At 57.3% G+C, this 16,515-nt stretch carries 17 protein-coding genes; 9 read left to right on the top strand and 8 right to left on the bottom strand.

Features of this window, described 5'->3' with window-relative positions; genetic code table 11:
* The first annotated feature begins 9 nt into the window (after positions 1–9).
* Positions 10–609: a GntR family transcriptional regulator gene (locus tag ACR0EV_RS19145; RefSeq protein ID WP_480801565.1), complete on the top strand. Its 600-nt coding sequence runs from the start codon at positions 10–12 to the stop codon at positions 607–609.
* Between the two features lie 108 nt (positions 610–717).
* Positions 718–1,545 carry a 2,3,4,5-tetrahydropyridine-2,6-dicarboxylate N-succinyltransferase gene (gene dapD / locus ACR0EV_RS19140; protein WP_171105853.1) on the top strand — a complete coding sequence of 276 codons (828 nt, stop codon included), beginning with the start codon at positions 718–720 and terminating at the stop codon, positions 1,543–1,545.
* 143 nt (positions 1,546–1,688) lie between these two features.
* Here the strand turns inward: dapD and ACR0EV_RS19135 are convergent, their stop codons facing one another.
* Both ACR0EV_RS19135 and ACR0EV_RS19130 read right to left on the bottom strand, forming a co-directional pair.
* Entirely contained in the window at positions 1,689–2,171 is a 483-nt protein-coding gene (locus tag ACR0EV_RS19135; RefSeq protein WP_480801564.1) for a hypothetical protein, read from the bottom strand.
* 226 nt (positions 2,172–2,397) lie between these two features.
* On the bottom strand, positions 2,398–2,733 hold the full coding sequence (locus ACR0EV_RS19130; RefSeq protein WP_480801563.1) for a cupin domain-containing protein: 336 nt from the start codon (positions 2,731–2,733) through the stop codon (positions 2,398–2,400).
* Positions 2,734–2,837: 104 nt separating this feature from the next.
* Between ACR0EV_RS19130 and ACR0EV_RS19125 the strand changes: the two genes are divergently transcribed.
* Complete coding sequence (locus ACR0EV_RS19125; protein WP_253284805.1) at positions 2,838–3,194, top strand: hypothetical protein; 357 nt, start codon at positions 2,838–2,840, stop codon at positions 3,192–3,194.
* Here the strand turns inward: ACR0EV_RS19125 and ACR0EV_RS19120 are convergent.
* Positions 3,191–4,249: a transporter substrate-binding domain-containing protein gene (locus tag ACR0EV_RS19120; protein WP_480801562.1), complete on the bottom strand. Its 1,059-nt coding sequence runs from the start codon at positions 4,247–4,249 to the stop codon at positions 3,191–3,193. The two genes, ACR0EV_RS19125 and ACR0EV_RS19120, sit on opposite strands and share 4 nt — an antisense overlap.
* Positions 4,250–4,459: 210 nt before the next feature.
* Here ACR0EV_RS19120 and dapE point away from each other — a divergent pair, with 210 nt between their 5' ends.
* Genes dapE through rnr form a run of 3 tightly spaced genes read left to right on the top strand, consistent with a single transcriptional unit; the run spans position 4,460 to position 8,484 of the window.
* Positions 4,460–5,599, top strand: a complete 1,140-nt coding sequence (dapE, locus tag ACR0EV_RS19115; RefSeq protein WP_480801561.1) for a succinyl-diaminopimelate desuccinylase — start codon at positions 4,460–4,462, stop codon at positions 5,597–5,599.
* A gap of 3 nt (positions 5,600–5,602) precedes the next feature.
* Positions 5,603–6,178 carry a TIGR04282 family arsenosugar biosynthesis glycosyltransferase gene (locus ACR0EV_RS19110; protein ID WP_480801560.1) on the top strand — a complete coding sequence of 192 codons (576 nt, stop codon included), beginning with the start codon at positions 5,603–5,605 and terminating at the stop codon, positions 6,176–6,178.
* A gap of 47 nt (positions 6,179–6,225) precedes the next feature.
* The gene (gene rnr / locus ACR0EV_RS19105) at positions 6,226–8,484 is read left to right on the top strand and encodes a ribonuclease R (RefSeq protein ID WP_480801559.1); all 2,259 of its coding nucleotides are present in this window, start codon (positions 6,226–6,228) and stop codon (positions 8,482–8,484) included.
* On the opposite strand, the gene ACR0EV_RS19100 is transcribed toward rnr, so the two are convergent.
* Together ACR0EV_RS19100 and ACR0EV_RS19095 are read right to left on the bottom strand one after the other, a co-directional pair.
* A complete protein-coding gene (locus ACR0EV_RS19100) occupies positions 8,475–8,861 on the bottom strand; it encodes a DUF1801 domain-containing protein (RefSeq protein WP_480801558.1) in 387 nt (128 codons plus the stop codon). The two genes, rnr and ACR0EV_RS19100, sit on opposite strands and share 10 nt — an antisense overlap.
* Positions 8,858–9,556, bottom strand: a complete 699-nt coding sequence (locus ACR0EV_RS19095; RefSeq protein ID WP_480801557.1) for a glutathione S-transferase family protein — start codon at positions 9,554–9,556, stop codon at positions 8,858–8,860. The genes ACR0EV_RS19100 and ACR0EV_RS19095 overlap by 4 nt, the downstream gene beginning before the upstream one ends.
* A gap of 84 nt (positions 9,557–9,640) precedes the next feature.
* On the opposite strand from ACR0EV_RS19095, the gene ACR0EV_RS19090 reads away from it, so the two are divergent.
* Both ACR0EV_RS19090 and ACR0EV_RS19085 read left to right on the top strand, forming a co-directional pair.
* On the top strand, positions 9,641–10,354 hold the full coding sequence (locus tag ACR0EV_RS19090) for a helix-turn-helix transcriptional regulator (protein WP_480801556.1): 714 nt from the start codon (positions 9,641–9,643) through the stop codon (positions 10,352–10,354).
* An 87-nt stretch (positions 10,355–10,441) separates the two neighbouring features.
* Positions 10,442–11,734, top strand: a complete 1,293-nt coding sequence (locus ACR0EV_RS19085; RefSeq protein WP_480801555.1) for a lytic murein transglycosylase — start codon at positions 10,442–10,444, stop codon at positions 11,732–11,734.
* Positions 11,735–11,789: 55 nt separating this feature from the next.
* Here ACR0EV_RS19085 and ACR0EV_RS19080 read toward each other — a convergent pair whose 3' ends face one another.
* From ACR0EV_RS19080 to ACR0EV_RS19070, 3 genes are all read right to left on the bottom strand, one after another.
* Positions 11,790–12,968 carry a S41 family peptidase gene (locus ACR0EV_RS19080; protein ID WP_480801554.1) on the bottom strand — a complete coding sequence of 393 codons (1,179 nt, stop codon included), beginning with the start codon at positions 12,966–12,968 and terminating at the stop codon, positions 11,790–11,792.
* Positions 12,969–13,097: 129 nt separating this feature from the next.
* Positions 13,098–14,495, bottom strand: coding sequence for an aspartate aminotransferase family protein (locus ACR0EV_RS19075; RefSeq protein WP_480801553.1), 1,398 nt, complete (start codon positions 14,493–14,495; stop codon positions 13,098–13,100).
* Between the two features lie 75 nt (positions 14,496–14,570).
* A complete protein-coding gene (locus ACR0EV_RS19070; RefSeq protein WP_480801552.1) occupies positions 14,571–15,254 on the bottom strand; it encodes a GntR family transcriptional regulator in 684 nt (227 codons plus the stop codon).
* Between the two features lie 141 nt (positions 15,255–15,395).
* Here ACR0EV_RS19070 and ACR0EV_RS19065 point away from each other — a divergent pair, with 141 nt between their 5' ends.
* The gene (locus ACR0EV_RS19065; protein WP_480801551.1) at positions 15,396–16,481 is read left to right on the top strand and encodes a polyamine ABC transporter substrate-binding protein; all 1,086 of its coding nucleotides are present in this window, start codon (positions 15,396–15,398) and stop codon (positions 16,479–16,481) included.
* Positions 16,482–16,515: the final 34 nt, after the last annotated feature.

Here is a 16,515-nt window from a genome sequence, read left to right as displayed (position 1 = left end):
CTATAATCCATGTCCGCTACGATTTCCGACACGATCTACCAAAACCTGAGCCAGCAAATCATCACCGGAGAGCTTGAGGCCGGGGAAAAGCTGCGGCAGGACCATATTGCCCGCCAGTTTGACACCAGCCATGTCCCGGTGCGTGAAGCTTTGTTGCGGCTTGAGGCGCATGGGTTGGCCCGGCATGAGCCGCGCCGCGGGATGCGCGTCACTGCGCTGGACCCGGCTGAGGTGCGTGAGGTGATCGAAATGCGCGTGGCGCTGGAAACCCTAGCGTTGCAGCAATCGGTGCAGAACATGTCTCCGGTCGCGTTGGACAAGATCGATCACGCACGCATCGCCTGTGATGAGGCGCAGACGATGCCGCAATGGGAAGCTTTGAACCGAGCCTTCCATCGCGCCATTTTGACGCCGTGCGGCTTGCCCCGGCTTTTACACGCCATCGACGATCTGCACATCGCAAGCGCCCGTCATCTGTTTGCGCATTGGCGGTCAAAATGGGTGCAACAGGTGGACAAGGATCACGCGGCACTTGTTCAGGCCCTCAAGCGCAAGGACCTGAGCACTGCAAAAGGTATCCTGACCCGCCATATCCGCCGCGCCAGCTGATTCCAGACCTTTCAGACGCAAAATGACCTGTGTTCGTCGCATTGCGCCATGGGTTCCACTTGCGTATAGGCCAAACCGACACGAACAGATTCTGTAGGGAGACGCCCCATGTCCAACGCGCAACTGGAAGCCGCCATCGAAGCCGCCTGGGAGGCGCGCGACACAATCACGCCCGCCACCACCGGCGAACAGCGCGAAGCGATCGAGGATACGCTGAACGCGCTGGACAGCGGGTCGCTGCGCGTTGCGGAAAAGCTTGAGAATGGCGACTGGCACGTGAACCAGTGGGCCAAGAAAGCGGTTCTGCTGGGCTTCCGCATCAAAGATATGGAAATCCAGTCCGGTGGTCCGCAGGCTGGTGGCTGGTGGGACAAGGTGGACAGCAAGTTCGCCGGTTGGGACGCAAGCCAGTGGCAGGCCGCAGGCTTCCGCGCCGTGCCGAACTGCGTGGTTCGTAAATCGGCCTATATCGCACCCGGCGCGGTTCTGATGCCGTCTTTTGTGAATCTGGGCGCTTATGTCGATGAGGGCACCATGGTCGACACATGGGCCACAGTCGGATCCTGTGCGCAGATCGGCAAGAATGTTCACTTGTCCGGTGGCGTCGGTATCGGTGGTGTTCTTGAACCCATGCAGGCCGGCCCGACCATCATCGAAGACAACTGCTTTATCGGTGCACGTTCGGAAGTAGTTGAAGGCTGCATCGTCCGCGAAGGTTCGGTTTTGGGTATGGGCGTGTTCATCGGTAAATCCACCAAGATCGTCGATCGTGAAACCGGTGAAGTCACCTATGGCGAAGTGCCGCCCTATTCGGTGGTCGTTGCCGGTTCGATGCCTTCGAAGAACAACATCAGCCTGTACTGCGCCGTGATCGTGAAGCGGGTGGATGAAAAGACCCGCTCAAAAACAGGGATAAACGAGTTGTTGCGCGACTGATCGTGGGCCTAAATTGCAAAAAGGCCGGAGCATAGCGTCTCCGGCCTTTTTTCTTTGTTCCAATTGGTATCAAACGAGGTCAAATCTTCAGATGCTATCTGTTTCGAGCATGTAGTTTAGCTCAGTAGACCGCCGCAAGCGGATCAGCGGTTTTCGCCCTGCATCGCTTCAACGTCTGAGCTTCCTGCGTTCGTTTCTGCGTCAACTTCGGCATCACCACCGCCTTCGGCATCGCCACCGCCTTCGGCATCACCACCGCCTTCGGTATCACCACCGCCTTCGGCATCGCCACCGCCTTCGGTATCACCACCGCCTTCGGCATCGCCACCGCCTTCGGTATCACCACCGCCTTCGGCATCGCCACCGCCTTCGGCATCGCCACCGCCTTCGGTATCACCACTGCCTTCGGCATCACCACTGCCTTCGGCATCACCACCGCCTTCGGCATCGCCACCGCCTTCGGTATCACCACCGCCTTCGGTTTCACCGCCACCTTCGTTATCTCCGCCAGCTTCCTGAGCGTATGCTGCATCGGCTGTCGCAATGGTCAGGAGGGCTACAGCAGGCATTCCGGCAAGTGCGATCACGCTTGCGGTTGTCGTCATCAGTTTGGACAGAACACTCATCTTAATTCTCCGGTGTTAAAAATGGCTTGTGCAGTACCCCAAGCGTAGAAGGGGCATGAAAAAACTCTTTTGAAATGCCAGCGAAGCGTTGCGGTCAGCGAGAACTGGCCCAAAATAAGGCAAAATTGTGGCATTAATGTGCCGGATTCACTTCATGAGTTTGCGTGATCAAACGCCTCAACCCAGGGCCGAATTCGGAACCGCATTTTTAGTGAGTCGTTTGCCCTTATCCTTTGATAGGATAGCGGTCCGCTTCTTCAAAAACGTCGATCACCCGAGTGCCCGCCTTGATTATGCCGCCGTGTTCAACACCTGACGGGATCGAATAGCTGTCGCCCGGTCGGTATGTTTTGGTCTCGGATCCAATAGTCAATTCAACTTCGCCTTCAATTACCGTTCCCCATTGGGCTTTGTGGGAATGCGCAGGCAGTTCGAAGTCTTTGAGAAATGTGAAAAACGCGACCAATCCTGCCTCCGAACGTATCACAGCCGTTTGAACGACATCTTCCGGGAAGGGGACATCGAGGCTGGGAAATGCTGCAATGAAATCGGGATAGGTCATAAAACGGTCCTGTGTTGTCACGGTTCGGCTGTTTCCCGGCACTATGGACGCCAGATTGCCTGTCTGCAATTCCGGGCTTCTTGACCGTCGGCGGGCACGCAGCTATGGCCCTGCGCATGGAAAAGCAAAAGAAACCTTCGCGCCAGCAAGTTTATACTCTTCTAGTCCAGATCGGCCGCAAGGATGGTGACGGGCTGCCCGAAGGGGCAACCGGCGCGGCGTTGATATGCTATGCCAGTGGCGTCGATGAGGCCGAGGCCGTGCGCGAGACGGTGGCGATATTGAAGCAGGCCGACACAGCACCGCTGGACGTCACCGGGTATGGCACATTAGCCGAACGCGAGGCGCAGGGGCACGATATCGAACCGGACGAGCGTGCCCTGATGCAGCGTGCGCTGGATGAAAACGCGGTAATCGTTGCGCAGATGACGCCGTTTTTCGGAGACGAGGCAGAAGCCTAGTTCCGCATCCCAAACCATTTGCGGTAAATTTCGTCATAGGTTCCGTCTTCGCGCAGTGCCAGCAAGGCCTGATTGACATCCTCGACCAGCGGTGAGCCTGTCGGGAAGGCAATGCCATAGTTTTCGCGCAGGAAGATGCCACCTGTCATGGACGCGATCCGCCGCCCTTCATGCGAGGCGAAATAGGACAGGACAGGCGCGTCAAACACGACGGCGTCAAGTTCTTCGGCCTTGAAGGCGTCCAGCATCTGTTCCAGCCCGGGATAGCCGGTGAATTCGATCTCACGCCGGTTTAGAAAACTTGCCGCGGTCGAGTTGGAAATGGTGCCGACATTTTTGCCATAGAGATCGTTGACCGAGTTCACGCTGCCGGTAATCGCGTCCACCGTCATGACCGAGGTGATGCGTGCGGTAAAAACCGATACGATGAACAAGGACGATACAACCAGCACGACCCCCAACATTCGCCCAAACGGGGTACGGGGCATACGTTCCTCGAAGCCGCCATTCACAACCAGGTTCAGCGCCCACCAGAACGATGGAAACCAGGCTTCGTTCAGTTTGCGGTCAAAATAGGGTTGGGCGCGGCGCTCAAAGCTCCACATCAACATGCCGCCGCCAAGGAGAATGGCAAAGGCCAGACCGATAGCGATGAAGAGTTCTTTGGACAGCAGTGCCTGTACCAAGGAAGGCTGGCGCACTGCGTCTGACGGCACCATGATCTGCAGCCCGGCCTCAAAGATCGGCTGGCTGAAATCCATTTGCGTTTCACGCATCGCCGTAATCGAGATATTGGCGATGGCAAGATCCGCAGACCCGTCCTGCACAGCGCCCAGCATATCGGCAAAGGCGTCCACGCGGTTGACGGTGTAATCCCAATTCAGCGACTCGGCCAGTGCCGCCAGCAAGTCCATCGAGAAACCCGTTTCCGCCCCGTCTTCGACATAGGAAAACGGAGGGCGGGTCACGGTTGTGACAGAAAGGGACTGTGCCAGGCTCTGCTGTGCGATGACGGCGAAAGTCAGGCAGATCAGAGCGTAAAAAGCGCGCTTCATATTCAATTCACCTGTTTCGCGGCCCTGTAACGCGATTGTGTGTCACACGGCAAGGTGGTCGCTAGGTAAATTGTCATGATTTGTTGGGGTATCGCTTTGACATCTTAGCATTGAGATGATGGATTTTTTTGTCGATTGGGGTTGGAAAACCGGCCAATTCGTTGAATCTGTGCGCGAACCCGCAAAAGACGTAGTTTCTGAGGCCCCTGCATGACCGACCCCGTTCAATTGACAGCCGACCTGATCCGTTGCCCATCGGTCACACCTGAAGAGGGCGGCGCGCTTGAATTACTTGGGTCGGTTCTGAGGGATGCGGGCTTTGAATGCACGCGTGTTGACCGTGGGGGTATCAGTAACCTGTTCGCGCGTTGGGGACAGAAAGGCCATGCGCGCAGCTTTGGGTTCAACGGTCATACCGATGTTGTTCCGGTGGGTGACGAAGCGGCCTGGAAAATGCCGCCTTTCGGGGCTGAAGTGCGGGATGGTGTGATGTACGGGCGCGGCACCACCGATATGAAATCGGGCGTTGCGGCCTTTGCTGCGGCTGCGATAGACTTCGTGCGCGACACGCCGCCGGACGGGGCCATCATCCTGACGATCACCGGTGATGAAGAAGGTGATGCGCTGGACGGCACCACTGCCTTGCTCGACTATATGCACAGCGCGGATGAGCGCATGTCGGTCTGTCTGGTCGGCGAACCCACCTGCCCGAACACGATGGGCGAGATGATGAAGATCGGCCGTCGCGGCTCGATGACGGCATGGTTCACGATCACTGGCATTCAGGGGCATTCGGCCTATCCGCATCGGGCCAAGAACCCACTGCCTGCGATTGCGCGGCTGATGGATCGGCTGGCAAGTCACGAGCTGGATCAGGGCACGGAACACTTCGACGCCTCTACATTGGCAGTGGTCACGATCGACACCGGGAATGCTGCCACCAACGTGATCCCAGTCCGGTGCAGCGGCGCGGTGAATATCCGTTTCAACGATCTGCATTCAGGTGCAAGCCTAAGCGATTGGTTGCGATCAGAGGCGGATCAGGTGGCCGCCGAGTACGGCGTCGAGGTGGACGTAAGAATAAAGATTTCTGGGGAAAGCTTTCTGACCCCGCCGGGGTCACTTTCCAATCTGGTAGCCAAAGCAGTCGAAGCGGAAACCGGTATCACGCCCGAGTTGTCGACAACAGGGGGCACATCGGATGCGCGTTTCGTCAAAAACCACTGTCCGGTGGTCGAGTTCGGGTTGGTCGGGCGCACCATGCATCAGGTGGATGAATGCGTTGAGGTGGCCCAGATCGAACAGCTCAAGGCGATCTATACACGCATCCTGACGGACTATTTTGCCTGAGCCATGCAGCGCACATTGGTGATCATGGTGAAAGAGCCGCGTCCGGGCCGTGTGAAAACGCGGCTGGGGCGTGATATCGGCATGGTTGGTGCGGCCTGGTGGTTCCGGCATCAGACCCGGTCTTTGATCCGTCGGCTGCGTGATCCGCGTTGGCAAATCGTCCTTGCCGTGGCGCCAGATGCCGAGGGTCTGACCAGCCGTATCTGGCCAGCTGACCTGTCGCGCGCGGGACAGGGGCGTGGTGATCTTGGACAGCGCATGGGTCGCATGCTGCGGGGCATGCCTAAAGGTCCGGTTTGCCTGATTGGTGCCGATATTCCGGGGATTTCGCGCAGACATATTGCCGGTGCTTTTGATGCGCTGGGGCGGTCTCAAATGGTGTTCGGCCCTGCACCGGATGGGGGGTACTGGCTGGTCGGCGCGCAACGCTACGCTGCTTTGCCGACAGGTTTATTCCGCGATGTACGCTGGTCGACCCAGCACGCTTTGGCAGACACGTTGGCCACGGTTCCCGGTGCGCGGGTTTCGTTGCTGGATCACCTGCGCGATGTGGATACGGTGGCCGATCTTAAAGCCTGAAGTTTTTTGATCATGACGCGGTCGCAAACGCGTGATAGGCCGAAGATATGACTCGCATCCCCACCAAGCAGGAGGTCCTGGACTGGATCTCGGCGAACCCAACCCTAACGTCGAAACGCGATATCGCCAAAGCCTTTGGCATCAAGGGCGCGGATCGGATCGATCTCAAGCGCATCCTCAAAGAGCTTGAGGCAGAAGGGCATCTGGAAAAGCGCAAGCGCAGCTATCGTGACCCGGATCGCCTGCCGCCGGTCAGCGTGCTGCAGGTCAAGGCACCGAACACCGATGGCGATTTGTTCGCGCGTCCCCTGGAATGGCATGGCGAAGGTGTCGAGCCCATCGTTCTTCTGATCACCCGCGCAAGCGATCCGGCATTGGGTGAAGGCGACCGAATTCTGGCCCGCCTGACTGTGGTGCATGAAGAAGATCACAATTACGAGGCCCGCCTGATCCGCCGCATCGGGACCAACCCGCGCAAGATCGTCGGCATCTTCCGCAAAGGGGCCGAGGGCGGGCGGATTGTGCCCATCGACAAGGCAAGCTCTTCTGAATGGCTGGTGCCCGAGGGCGCGGTTTTGGGCGCCAAAGACGGCGAGTTGGTAGAAGCTGAACAGGCGGGACCCAAAAACCGCATGGGTCTGCCACGGGCGCGCATTGTTGAGCGCTTGGGTGATCCGACCGCGCCCAAGGCGGTGTCACTGATCGCGATTCATCAGCATGGCATTCCGGATGATTTTCCCGACAAGGTGATTGCCGAAGCCGACAAGGCCAAGCCTGTTGGTTTGAAGGGCCGCGAAGACCTTCGGGAAATGCCTTTGCTCACCATCGACCCTTCGGACGCGCGGGATCATGACGATGCATGCTATGCCCATGCCGACGATGATCCCAAGAACCCCGGCGGGCACGTGATCTGGGTCGCCATTGCAGATGTGTCCGCTTATGTCCTGCCGGGCTCGGCCCTGGATCGTGAGGCGCGAAAGCGGGGCAACTCCAGCTATTTTCCTGACCGAGTGGTGCCGATGCTGCCGGATCGGTTGTCGGGCGATTTATGTTCCCTGCACGAAGGGGTGCCGCGCGCCTGTATCGCCGTGCGAATGCAGATCGATGCGGATGGGAACAAGATTGGGCACAGGTTTGTGCGTGGTCTGATGCGGTCGGCCGCCTCGCTGAATTACACAGAAGTACAAGAGGCCATTGACGGTAATCCCAACGACCGCACCGGGCCGTTGTTGGAGCCGGTGCTGAAACCGCTCTATGCCGCTTACGCTGCCCTGAAAAAGGCCCGTGCGGTGCGGCAGCCGCTAGAACTGGATCTGCCCGAACGCAAGATCGTCCTGTCAGAAACCGGCGAAGTGACGAGTGTTGCTTTCCGCGACCGGCTGGACGCCCATAAGCTGATCGAGGAGTTCATGATCCTCGCCAATGTCGCCGCTGCTGAAACCCTGATTGCCAAGCGCCGCCCGTTGTTGTTCCGCGTGCACGAGGAACCCGCGCCTGAAAAGCTGGAAAGCTTGCGGGAAACAGCGCAGGCGGCGGGTCTGAACCTGGCCAAAGGGCAGGTATTGCAGACCCGGCATCTGAATGCATTGCTGAACGCGGCTGCGGGGACAGAGGACGCGGAGTTGATCAACCTGACCACTCTGCGGTCGATGGCACAGGCTTATTACAACCCTGAAAATTTCGGGCATTTTGGGTTGGCTCTGCGCAACTATGCACATTTCACCTCACCCATCCGCCGCTATGCCGACCTGATCGTACATCGCGCTCTGATCTCGGCCCATGGCTGGGGCAAGGACGGGCTGACTGAAGATGAAATTATGCGCTTGGATGAGACAGCCACGCACATCTCGGACACCGAGCGCCGCTCGATGATGGCCGAGCGGGACACAACTGATCGCTATCTGGCAGCCTATCTGAGCGAGCGGGTGGGCAATGAGTTCTCTGGCCGGATCAGCGGCATCGCCCGGTTCGGGGCTTTTGTGAAGATGGACGAGACCGGCGCGGATGGGCTGGTGCCAGTGCGTTCGCTTGGGCGTGAGTTCTTTCATTTTGACCGCGAGGCCGGGACACTTATGGGGTCGGACACCGGCCTGATCATCGCCATCGGCCAGCGCGTCACAGTACGGTTGACAGAAGCGACGCCTGTAACCGGTGGCCTGGAACTGGAACTCTTGTCGATCGACGATCAGGCACTGCCGCGCGGACGCGGGCCCGCCAAACGGGGGACCCGCCGAAAGGCTGTCAGCACCAAGCGCAAGAAGGACAAGATCAAGCGCAAGGTGGAACGCAAGCGCCGTCAGAGGTGATAGGTCAATGCCTGGGCGATCAACCACCCGTGGCGGTTCGGATCTATCTGGCGCGGGTTGTCGAACAGAACGGCGCGGGTCCCGTCAATGCGATCCTCACCCGGGAAGGCCGAGGTGAAGTCCCCCATCAATCGGCTTTGACAATGCACGAACAGTGCGAAACTTGCCGATTTGTGACCCCCAAGCCGGATCGTTGATCCTTTGGGCGCCAGGTACGCAGGTTGGCCCCAGCGCAGCTCCTCTCGCAGCGGGTTGGCGGCGGGCAGAGTTGTTGCCGTGTCAAAGATCAGGTCACGCAGCGCAAAGGCTCCTGCGCGCGTGGGCGGGGGCAGGGCTTCGAATGCTGCGGCGACTTTGGGGTTATCAAAAGGTTTCAAACGGGTATCGCCTGTTCCATCCGGTCCACGTAACTGTTCAACACATTATCCTGTTTGATGCGCCGGGTCAGCGGGGTATCCGCAGGTGTTGCGCGCATTGCAGCAAGCATTGGGCCAACGCTCATGTCCGCAGACGTCGGCTTATCCCCCAGCAGGAAGGAGGATTGCCAAAGATAGGCCGAGATCGCCTCGAGATCGCGTTCAACCCTGTCCAACCGTTCGGACAGCGAGAACCGCCCAATCCCTTGAGACGTGATCCCTTTCAGAACAGACTTTCGAATTGCGTTGGACGCCGGCTTGCGGATCAGGGCTGGTATCCCGGTAAAGAAGGTTTCGCGCAGGATCGGCCATACGTCGTCATTGCCCCAACGATCCAGAACGATATGAAAATACAGATGTTCTTCGGCCATCCTGACCAAGGCGCGGGATTGCGCTTTTTCAACATCTGTCAGCCCATGATCGAAATCCGCACCCCGGTCTTGTTCCAGCCAGTCACGGATCTGGTCACTGTCGGGGATCAGACGCTCAGGTGTGCGCAGAACGGGTAGTTTCTGATGCGGCATCTTTCGGGGATCCAGCATGTCAGAGCGCTGCCATTTCAGGCCGGAATGTTGCAGCATCAAAGCCGTTTTGACGCAGAACGGGCTGGCACTGAACAGGCCGAAGGCAGAAGGATAGGTGAGAAGGGTCAACATCACTTTGCTCCGTCTATGAGGATGCTTGGTGTGTAAATTGGACTGATGACAGCTTCTGACATCAGGTTTAATCTAGGGTGCATCATGTCCCGTACAGCCCGACTGTTCCAATTGATGCAGGCCCTGCGTTCTGGCCCGTCGCCGAAAACCTCGGCGCAGTTGGCGCAGGACCTGGATGTGTCTGCCCGGACCGTCCACCGCGATATCGATGCGCTGCGTGGTCTGGGGGCTGTGATCGACGGCGAGGCGGGGTTTGGGTTTACTCTGATCGAGGATGCGACGCTGCCTCCGCTGGGCTTCACCGATGATGAGCTTGAGGCGCTGGTTCTGGGCCTGCGCGAAGTTCAGGTCATTGGTGATCCGGCTTTGGCGGATGCCGCCAGTGCTGCCCTGCGGAAGTTGCAGGGCCGCTTGCCACCGCGTCAGTCGCACCGGCTGAGTCATGCAATTTTGGCGGCCACCCGATTTAATCGCCCTCCGGCACCGACGATAGACGCTTCAACCCTGCGGCAGGCGGCCTGGGACGAACGCACGGTAGAGTTTTCCTATACCGACGCAAAAGGAGAGGCCACGCGGCGGCGCGTAGATCCGCTTAGCATCGTCTATATGGATCGCTCGAATGTGTTGCTCAGCTGGTGTCATCTAAGGCAGGATTTCCGCGTTTTTCGCCTGGACCGGATGCAGGATATGTGTGTTACGGATCAAAGCTTTAGGCCAAACAGGGTGCCTATGCTGCGCGATGTGCTGGCCCGCATCCGTGCAGACCGCGAAGCACAAGACTGCGGGACTGGTGCTTGAGCGCTTTGTGATTTGCCGATTTTGCGCTACCTTAGGGTTGAGCAGTAATCAGGAAAAATCGGTATGCATAAATGCGTAGGCGGCGTCATGACCGTCGCATTATGGGCATCCATGGTGCAGGCGGACACAGTAGAAACGGGAATATGGTCGAGTGGCGAAATACTTGGTGAAACGATCCAGCTGGCCTCGGCAGACTTGGCTGTTTCGCTCCGACCCGTTCCGCGACCATCGATTGAGGCGCTACAGGTCTCTGCGGCTGCGGCAGCGCGGTTTCAGGTCTGGCTGAGCGCGTTTCAGGATCGGGCGCGGCAGCAGGGAATATCGCAAGGAACGCTGTCTCGGGTATTCTCGGATATAACTTTTGACGAAGACATTATCGCACGGGATCGAAATCAGGCCGAATTCTCAAAACCGATCTGGGCCTATTTGGACTCGGCCGTTTCGGAAACGCGATTGTCCAACGGGCGTGCTGCTATGCAACGGCACCGGCAGGTGCTGAAGCAGATTGAGGCTGAATATGGTGTCGAGAAAGAGGTTGTAACGGCAATCTGGGGGCTGGAAACCTCGTTTGGGTCCTATCGTGGCAGTAGCCGCACTCTCAGGTCTCTGGCGACACTGGCCTTTGACGCACGGCGTGCTCAGTTCTTCGAAACCCAGTTGATCGCTGCCCTGCAGATTGTGCAGGCAGGTGATGTCAGCGCTGCAAACATGTTAGGCAGCTGGGCGGGTGCGATGGGCCATACACAATTCATGCCGACCTCGTATCTGGATCACGCGGTCGACTTTGATGGGGATGGCCGTCGCGACATCTGGTCAGATGATCCAACGGATGCGTTGGCCTCGGCGGCGTCTTATCTGGCACAACACGGCTGGACCAAGGGACAACCTTGGGGGGTTGAGGTGCGATTGCCCGCAGGCTTTGATTACGCTTCGGCCCGGCGAGACTTCACCCGGATGCCGTCCGAATGGGCTGCACAGGGTGTTGTTGGAACCGATGGCAACTCTGTTCCAGACCACGGTCAGGCGGCGATCCTGCTTCCGGCCGGAGGGCAGGGCGTTGCCTTGATGATCTTTGATAATTTCAGTGTGATCGAAGCGTATAACGGGGCCGACGCCTATGTGATCGGGATCGGGCATCTGTCTGACCGGCTTGCCGGAGGCGCGCCGTTTCAATCCAACTGGCCGCGCGCGGACCGGGTGCTGAGCTTTGCCGAGAAAAAGGAACTGCAAACTCGCCTGACCGAAGCCGGGTTCGACACAAAAGGCATTGATGGGCGTACCGGACCAAATACGATCAACGCCGTGCGGGCCTATCAGCTGGCACAGGGGTTGCGCCCGGACGGGTATCCGACTGTGAAGCTGTTGGATCGGCTGCGGTGACCGAGTAGCGGGCTGACTATGTTTGCTTGAGCCGGTTGTGCACTATGCAACTGCGTTAAGCCAATTCTTCAACCAGCCTTTTGTAGACAGTGTCCTCAGGCGTTGTGTCGAACGGTGTCGAGAACCATTCCCGATCAATTGCAAGCCTATGGACCGGCACGAGCTGACAGGCGATTTCAGACGGCGTCGTTTGATCCGTCGTACCGGTTTCCCAATCGTGAAGCGCAGTTGAGTATCGAATAACGGCGCCACTGGTCGGCAATTCGATCAAGCCGCCTTCCGCAAAGAACCTGAGCCCGTCGCCCATTTCTTCACCGACGATCTTCAGCTTGTGCCCAAGCCGATACCTGAGGATCGCGACAAAGACGATTGCTGCGGAAAAGGTGAATTTATCCACCAACACAGCGCATCCGCACTGCTGGGTGCTTTCGGTGATTGCATCGATCAGAGGCATGGTTGCCAAAAAGTCGCCCCCGGTGTTGCCCCGAACATCGATGACAAGGAAATTGTCGCGGCGGGCCCGAACCTGTGTGGCGGCTTTGTCGATTGCTTCGGCAAGCGCGCTTTCACTGGGATCGAAGAAACTTGGCAGCTTCAAAGCGAGACCATTTTCAGAACAGTCGTGGATTTCCGCGAACCCTTTGTCATTCCTGAGGGGATCGACTTTGCCGTGTTCGTTCCTTGGATACATTTCTGACGCCAGAACAGTATCGCTGTTCGCCACTCCTGCTGTGTGTCTTCGCCCGTCTGCGCCTTGAAGGTGATACTGTGTCTCATGGCCGAATGGTGCGAAACCCAGTTCAGCCAACGCCGCTGGCCATGCAAATATCAAAGGTCCAATCACACGCTTTCGTTGCGGCGTTCCCGACAGAAGAGAGGCTGCCGCGCGTTCGATCGTTTCTACTGGTGTGCCGTTAACGGCGAGCAGCTTGCTGGGCGCAAATTCCGCAAGTGGCGCTGAGGATTTGGTTAGAAAAACCGATCTTCCAAAGCTCACAAATCGCAGCGGCAGGACTGAGATCGGGTCGTTCGGGATCAGGCGCGTATGACCGTTCCCGGATAGGGCAAAGAGGCGCATTGCCGACAGCAAGAACTGCTCTCGCGCATTCTGAAACGCGTGATTCCGCGCAACTTCGATATTGGCGTCGATCTTTCCTGGATCGACCGTCGCAAAGCTTGGGTCGGTTCGTTTCACAACGTCCAGAATGAGTTCGAGGTCTTGAGTCAGCGACACAAAGGATCCTAACGTCCCGGGAAAAAGGAATGTCTAACAAGGGCTAATCCGGACAGTATCACCTGGCCAAGCCCAAAAAACAAAAGGCGGCCATTCCAGCCGCCTTTTCCGTGTTCCCGACCGCGCCGATTAAGACGCCGCTTTCATCAAACCCTGTGCAATAATCTCGGCCTGTGCTTCGTCCAACGACTTGTGGATCCGCACAAACATCTCATCGATGTCTGCCGGGGCCAGGATCAGTGGCGGTGAGATAATCATCCGGTCGCCAACATGGCGCATGATCAGGTTATTGGCAAAACAACGGTCGCGGCAGATATAGCCCACGGTGCCCGGTTCAGATGCGAACTTGGCGCGGCTGGCCTTGTCTGGGGTCAACGCGATCGACGCCATCATGCCAACGATCTTGGCCTCACCGACCAGTGGATGATCGGCCAGCGCCTCCCATTTCTGTTTCAGATAGGGCGCTGCCACGTCTCGGACATGCTCGACGATTTTCTCTTCTTCGAGGATGCGTAGGTTCTCTAGCGCCACAGCAGCGGCGACAGGGTGGCCGGAATAGGTGTAGCCGTGGTTGAACTCGGTGCCGCCGATCACTTGGGCGATCTCGTCATTCACGATGGACCCGCCGATCGGCGCGTAGCCCGAGCTAAGCCCTTTGGCGATGGTCATGATATGCGGCTTGATCCCAACGGTTTGCGAGCCGAACCAATTGCCGGTACGGCCAAATCCGCAGATAACCTCATCCGCGATCAACAGGATGTCGTATTTGTCACAGATACGCTGGATTTCCGGCCAGTAGGACTCAGGCGCTACGATCACGCCGCCTGCGCCCTGCACAGGTTCGGCGATAAAGGCGGCCACTCGGTCTTCACCCAGTTCCAGAATAGCCTCTTCCAGCTCGCGTGCGCGGGCCAGTCCGAAGTCTTCGGGCGACATGTCACTACCTTCGGCCCACCAATTGGGCTGGTTGATGTGGTGAATGTTCGGGATCGGGATGCCACCTTGCGCGTGCATCCCTGCCATGCCGCCCAGCGAAGCAGACCCCACGGAAGACCCGTGATAAGCGTTGTGGCGGCTGATGATGATGTTCTTGTCCGGCTGGCCCTTTTCGGCCCAATAGGTGCGCACCAGACGGATATTGGTGTCGTTGGCCTCGGACCCGCCCGCAGCAAAGAAGACGTGGTTCAAATCGCCTGGCGCCAGTTCGGCAATCTTTGCGGCCAGTGCAATGGCCGGAACGTGGGTCGTTTTGAAGAATGTGTTATAATAGGGCAGTTCACGCATCTGGCGCGCGGCGACTTCTGCCAGTTCATCGCGACCGTACCCGATATTGACGCACCACAAACCTGCCATGGCGTCCAAAATCTCTTCACCCTCACTATCGGTCAGGTAAACGCCTTTGGCCCGGGTAATCACACGCGCACCTTCCTGACCCAGCGCGCCATTGGCGGAAAACGGATGGAGGTGATGCGCGGCATCCAGCGCCTGAAGTTCTGCGGTCGGCATATGATTGGTGATGGTGGACATCAGAGATTCTCCCACAAAAGCAGTTGGGGATCACAATATGATCAAATTTTACACTGTCAATCGAATCGGAGGTAATTAGGCGGAATTGAGAGACTCCGAGATCAGCTCCATACCTTGCTCAATGTCCTGAGCCGTTGCTTTTGCCGCCATTTCAGCGTCGCCGTTGCGCAAGGCAGTGATGATATCTTTGTGTCGGTCAGGAAGGCTCTGCGTGCCAAAGCGACCGCAAACAACCCGCAAAGACGGGCCAAAGCGCAACCACAGCCTTTCGGCAAGATCACTGAGGATCGCGGCATTGCCATGGGAGTAGAGCGTTTCATGAAACGTTTGGTTCAAACGCAGATACCCGCCAACGTCGCCATCCGCGATCATACGATCCAAATGCTTGTCGATGCGTTCCAGATGATCGATATCTTCCGCCTGCAAATTGCCGGTCGCGCGTCTGGAAAGCTCTGATTCTATTGAAATTCTGGCAAATATCATTTGTTCGATATCCGCGGCGCTCAAAAGTGGAACGCTGACGCGGCGGTTGCCCTGAAACACCAGTGCCCCATCCGAGATCAACCGTCGGATTGCTTCGCGTACCGGGGTCATTCCAACACCCAGCGAATCAGTCAAACCTTGAATGGTGACAGGCTGCCCCGGGACCAGTTCCCCAAACAGGATTTGAGATCTGAGAGTTTGATAAACCTGCTCGTGCGCGGGCTGTTTCCCGCCGTCGGTTGGAGTTGCAGATGCCTTATTTTTGATCAAATCCAATTGGTTCATCCTATTTCGACTAACCCTGACTTGTCAGGTGACAGACCTCGTGAAACCATACGCTGGATCGGGGGAAAACGCAAAACTTGATCAAATCCAAAAAAAACGGGAAAATAGCCGTACACTTGCAGGGAGAAGAATATGACAATCAAAACGCTGACCATGACAGCGGTTATCGCATTGGGGACTTCGGCGGCTTTCGCTGAAGAAGTGCGTGTTTACAACTGGTCCGACTATATCGACGAAGATCTGCTGAGCAAATTTGAGGAAGAAACTGGTCTGACCCTCATCTACGATGTGTTCGACAGCAACGAAGTGCTGGAAACAAAAGTTCTGGCCGGTGGATCCGGATATGATGTCGTGGTGCCGACCGGTAGCTTTATGGGCCGCCAAATCGAAGCCGGGGCTTACCAGGAGCTGGATCAGTCCAAACTTTCCAACATCGGAAATGCCTGGGATGTTATTGCCGAGCGTGTGGCGCAGTTCGACCCCGGCAACAAACACTCGGTTAACTATATGTGGGGTACGACCGGACTTGGCGTAAATGTCAATAAAGTAAAGGAAGTTTTGGGTGATGATGCTCCGCTCGACTCAATGGAGTTGATCTTCAACCCGGAAAACATGGAAAAGCTCGCCTCTTGTGGTGTGCACTTTCTTGATGCTCCCGACGAGATGGTTCCTGCCGCAATGGTATATGCTGGCCTCGATCCGAACTCGGCGGAAAAGGATGATATCGCAAAGGCTGAAGAGGTTTTCTCGGCCGTTCGTCCCTACGTTACCAAGTTCCACAGTTCAGAATATATCAACGCGCTGGCCAATGGTGACATTTGCGTCGCAGTTGGGTTCTCGGGGGATGTGCTGCAAGCGCGAGACCGTGCTGCAGAAGCCGAAAACGGTGTCGAGATCGCTTACAACGCTTTTAAGGAAGGATCACAAATGTGGTTCGACCAGATGGCTGTGCCTTTTGACGCACCCAATCCTGAAGGTGCGCACAAGTTCATAGATTTCATGCTCGACGCGCAGAACATGGCGACCGCGTCGAACTATGTTTACTACGCAAACGGGAACAAAGCTTCACAGGAGTTTCTTGCCGAGGACGTGATCAATGATCCGGCGATTTATCCTTCTGCTGATGCAATGAATAATACCTATGTTAAAGGTCCATACCCGCAGAAAACGCAGCGTCTGGTGACGCGTATGTGGACCAAGATCAAATCAGGAACTTGATCCTCAAGAGCGGGGCGAAATCATCGCCCCGCTG

The sequence above is a fragment of the Ruegeria sp. CF8 genome, assembly GCF_056537285.1.
This window is presented reverse-complemented; position numbering and strand designations above follow the sequence as displayed.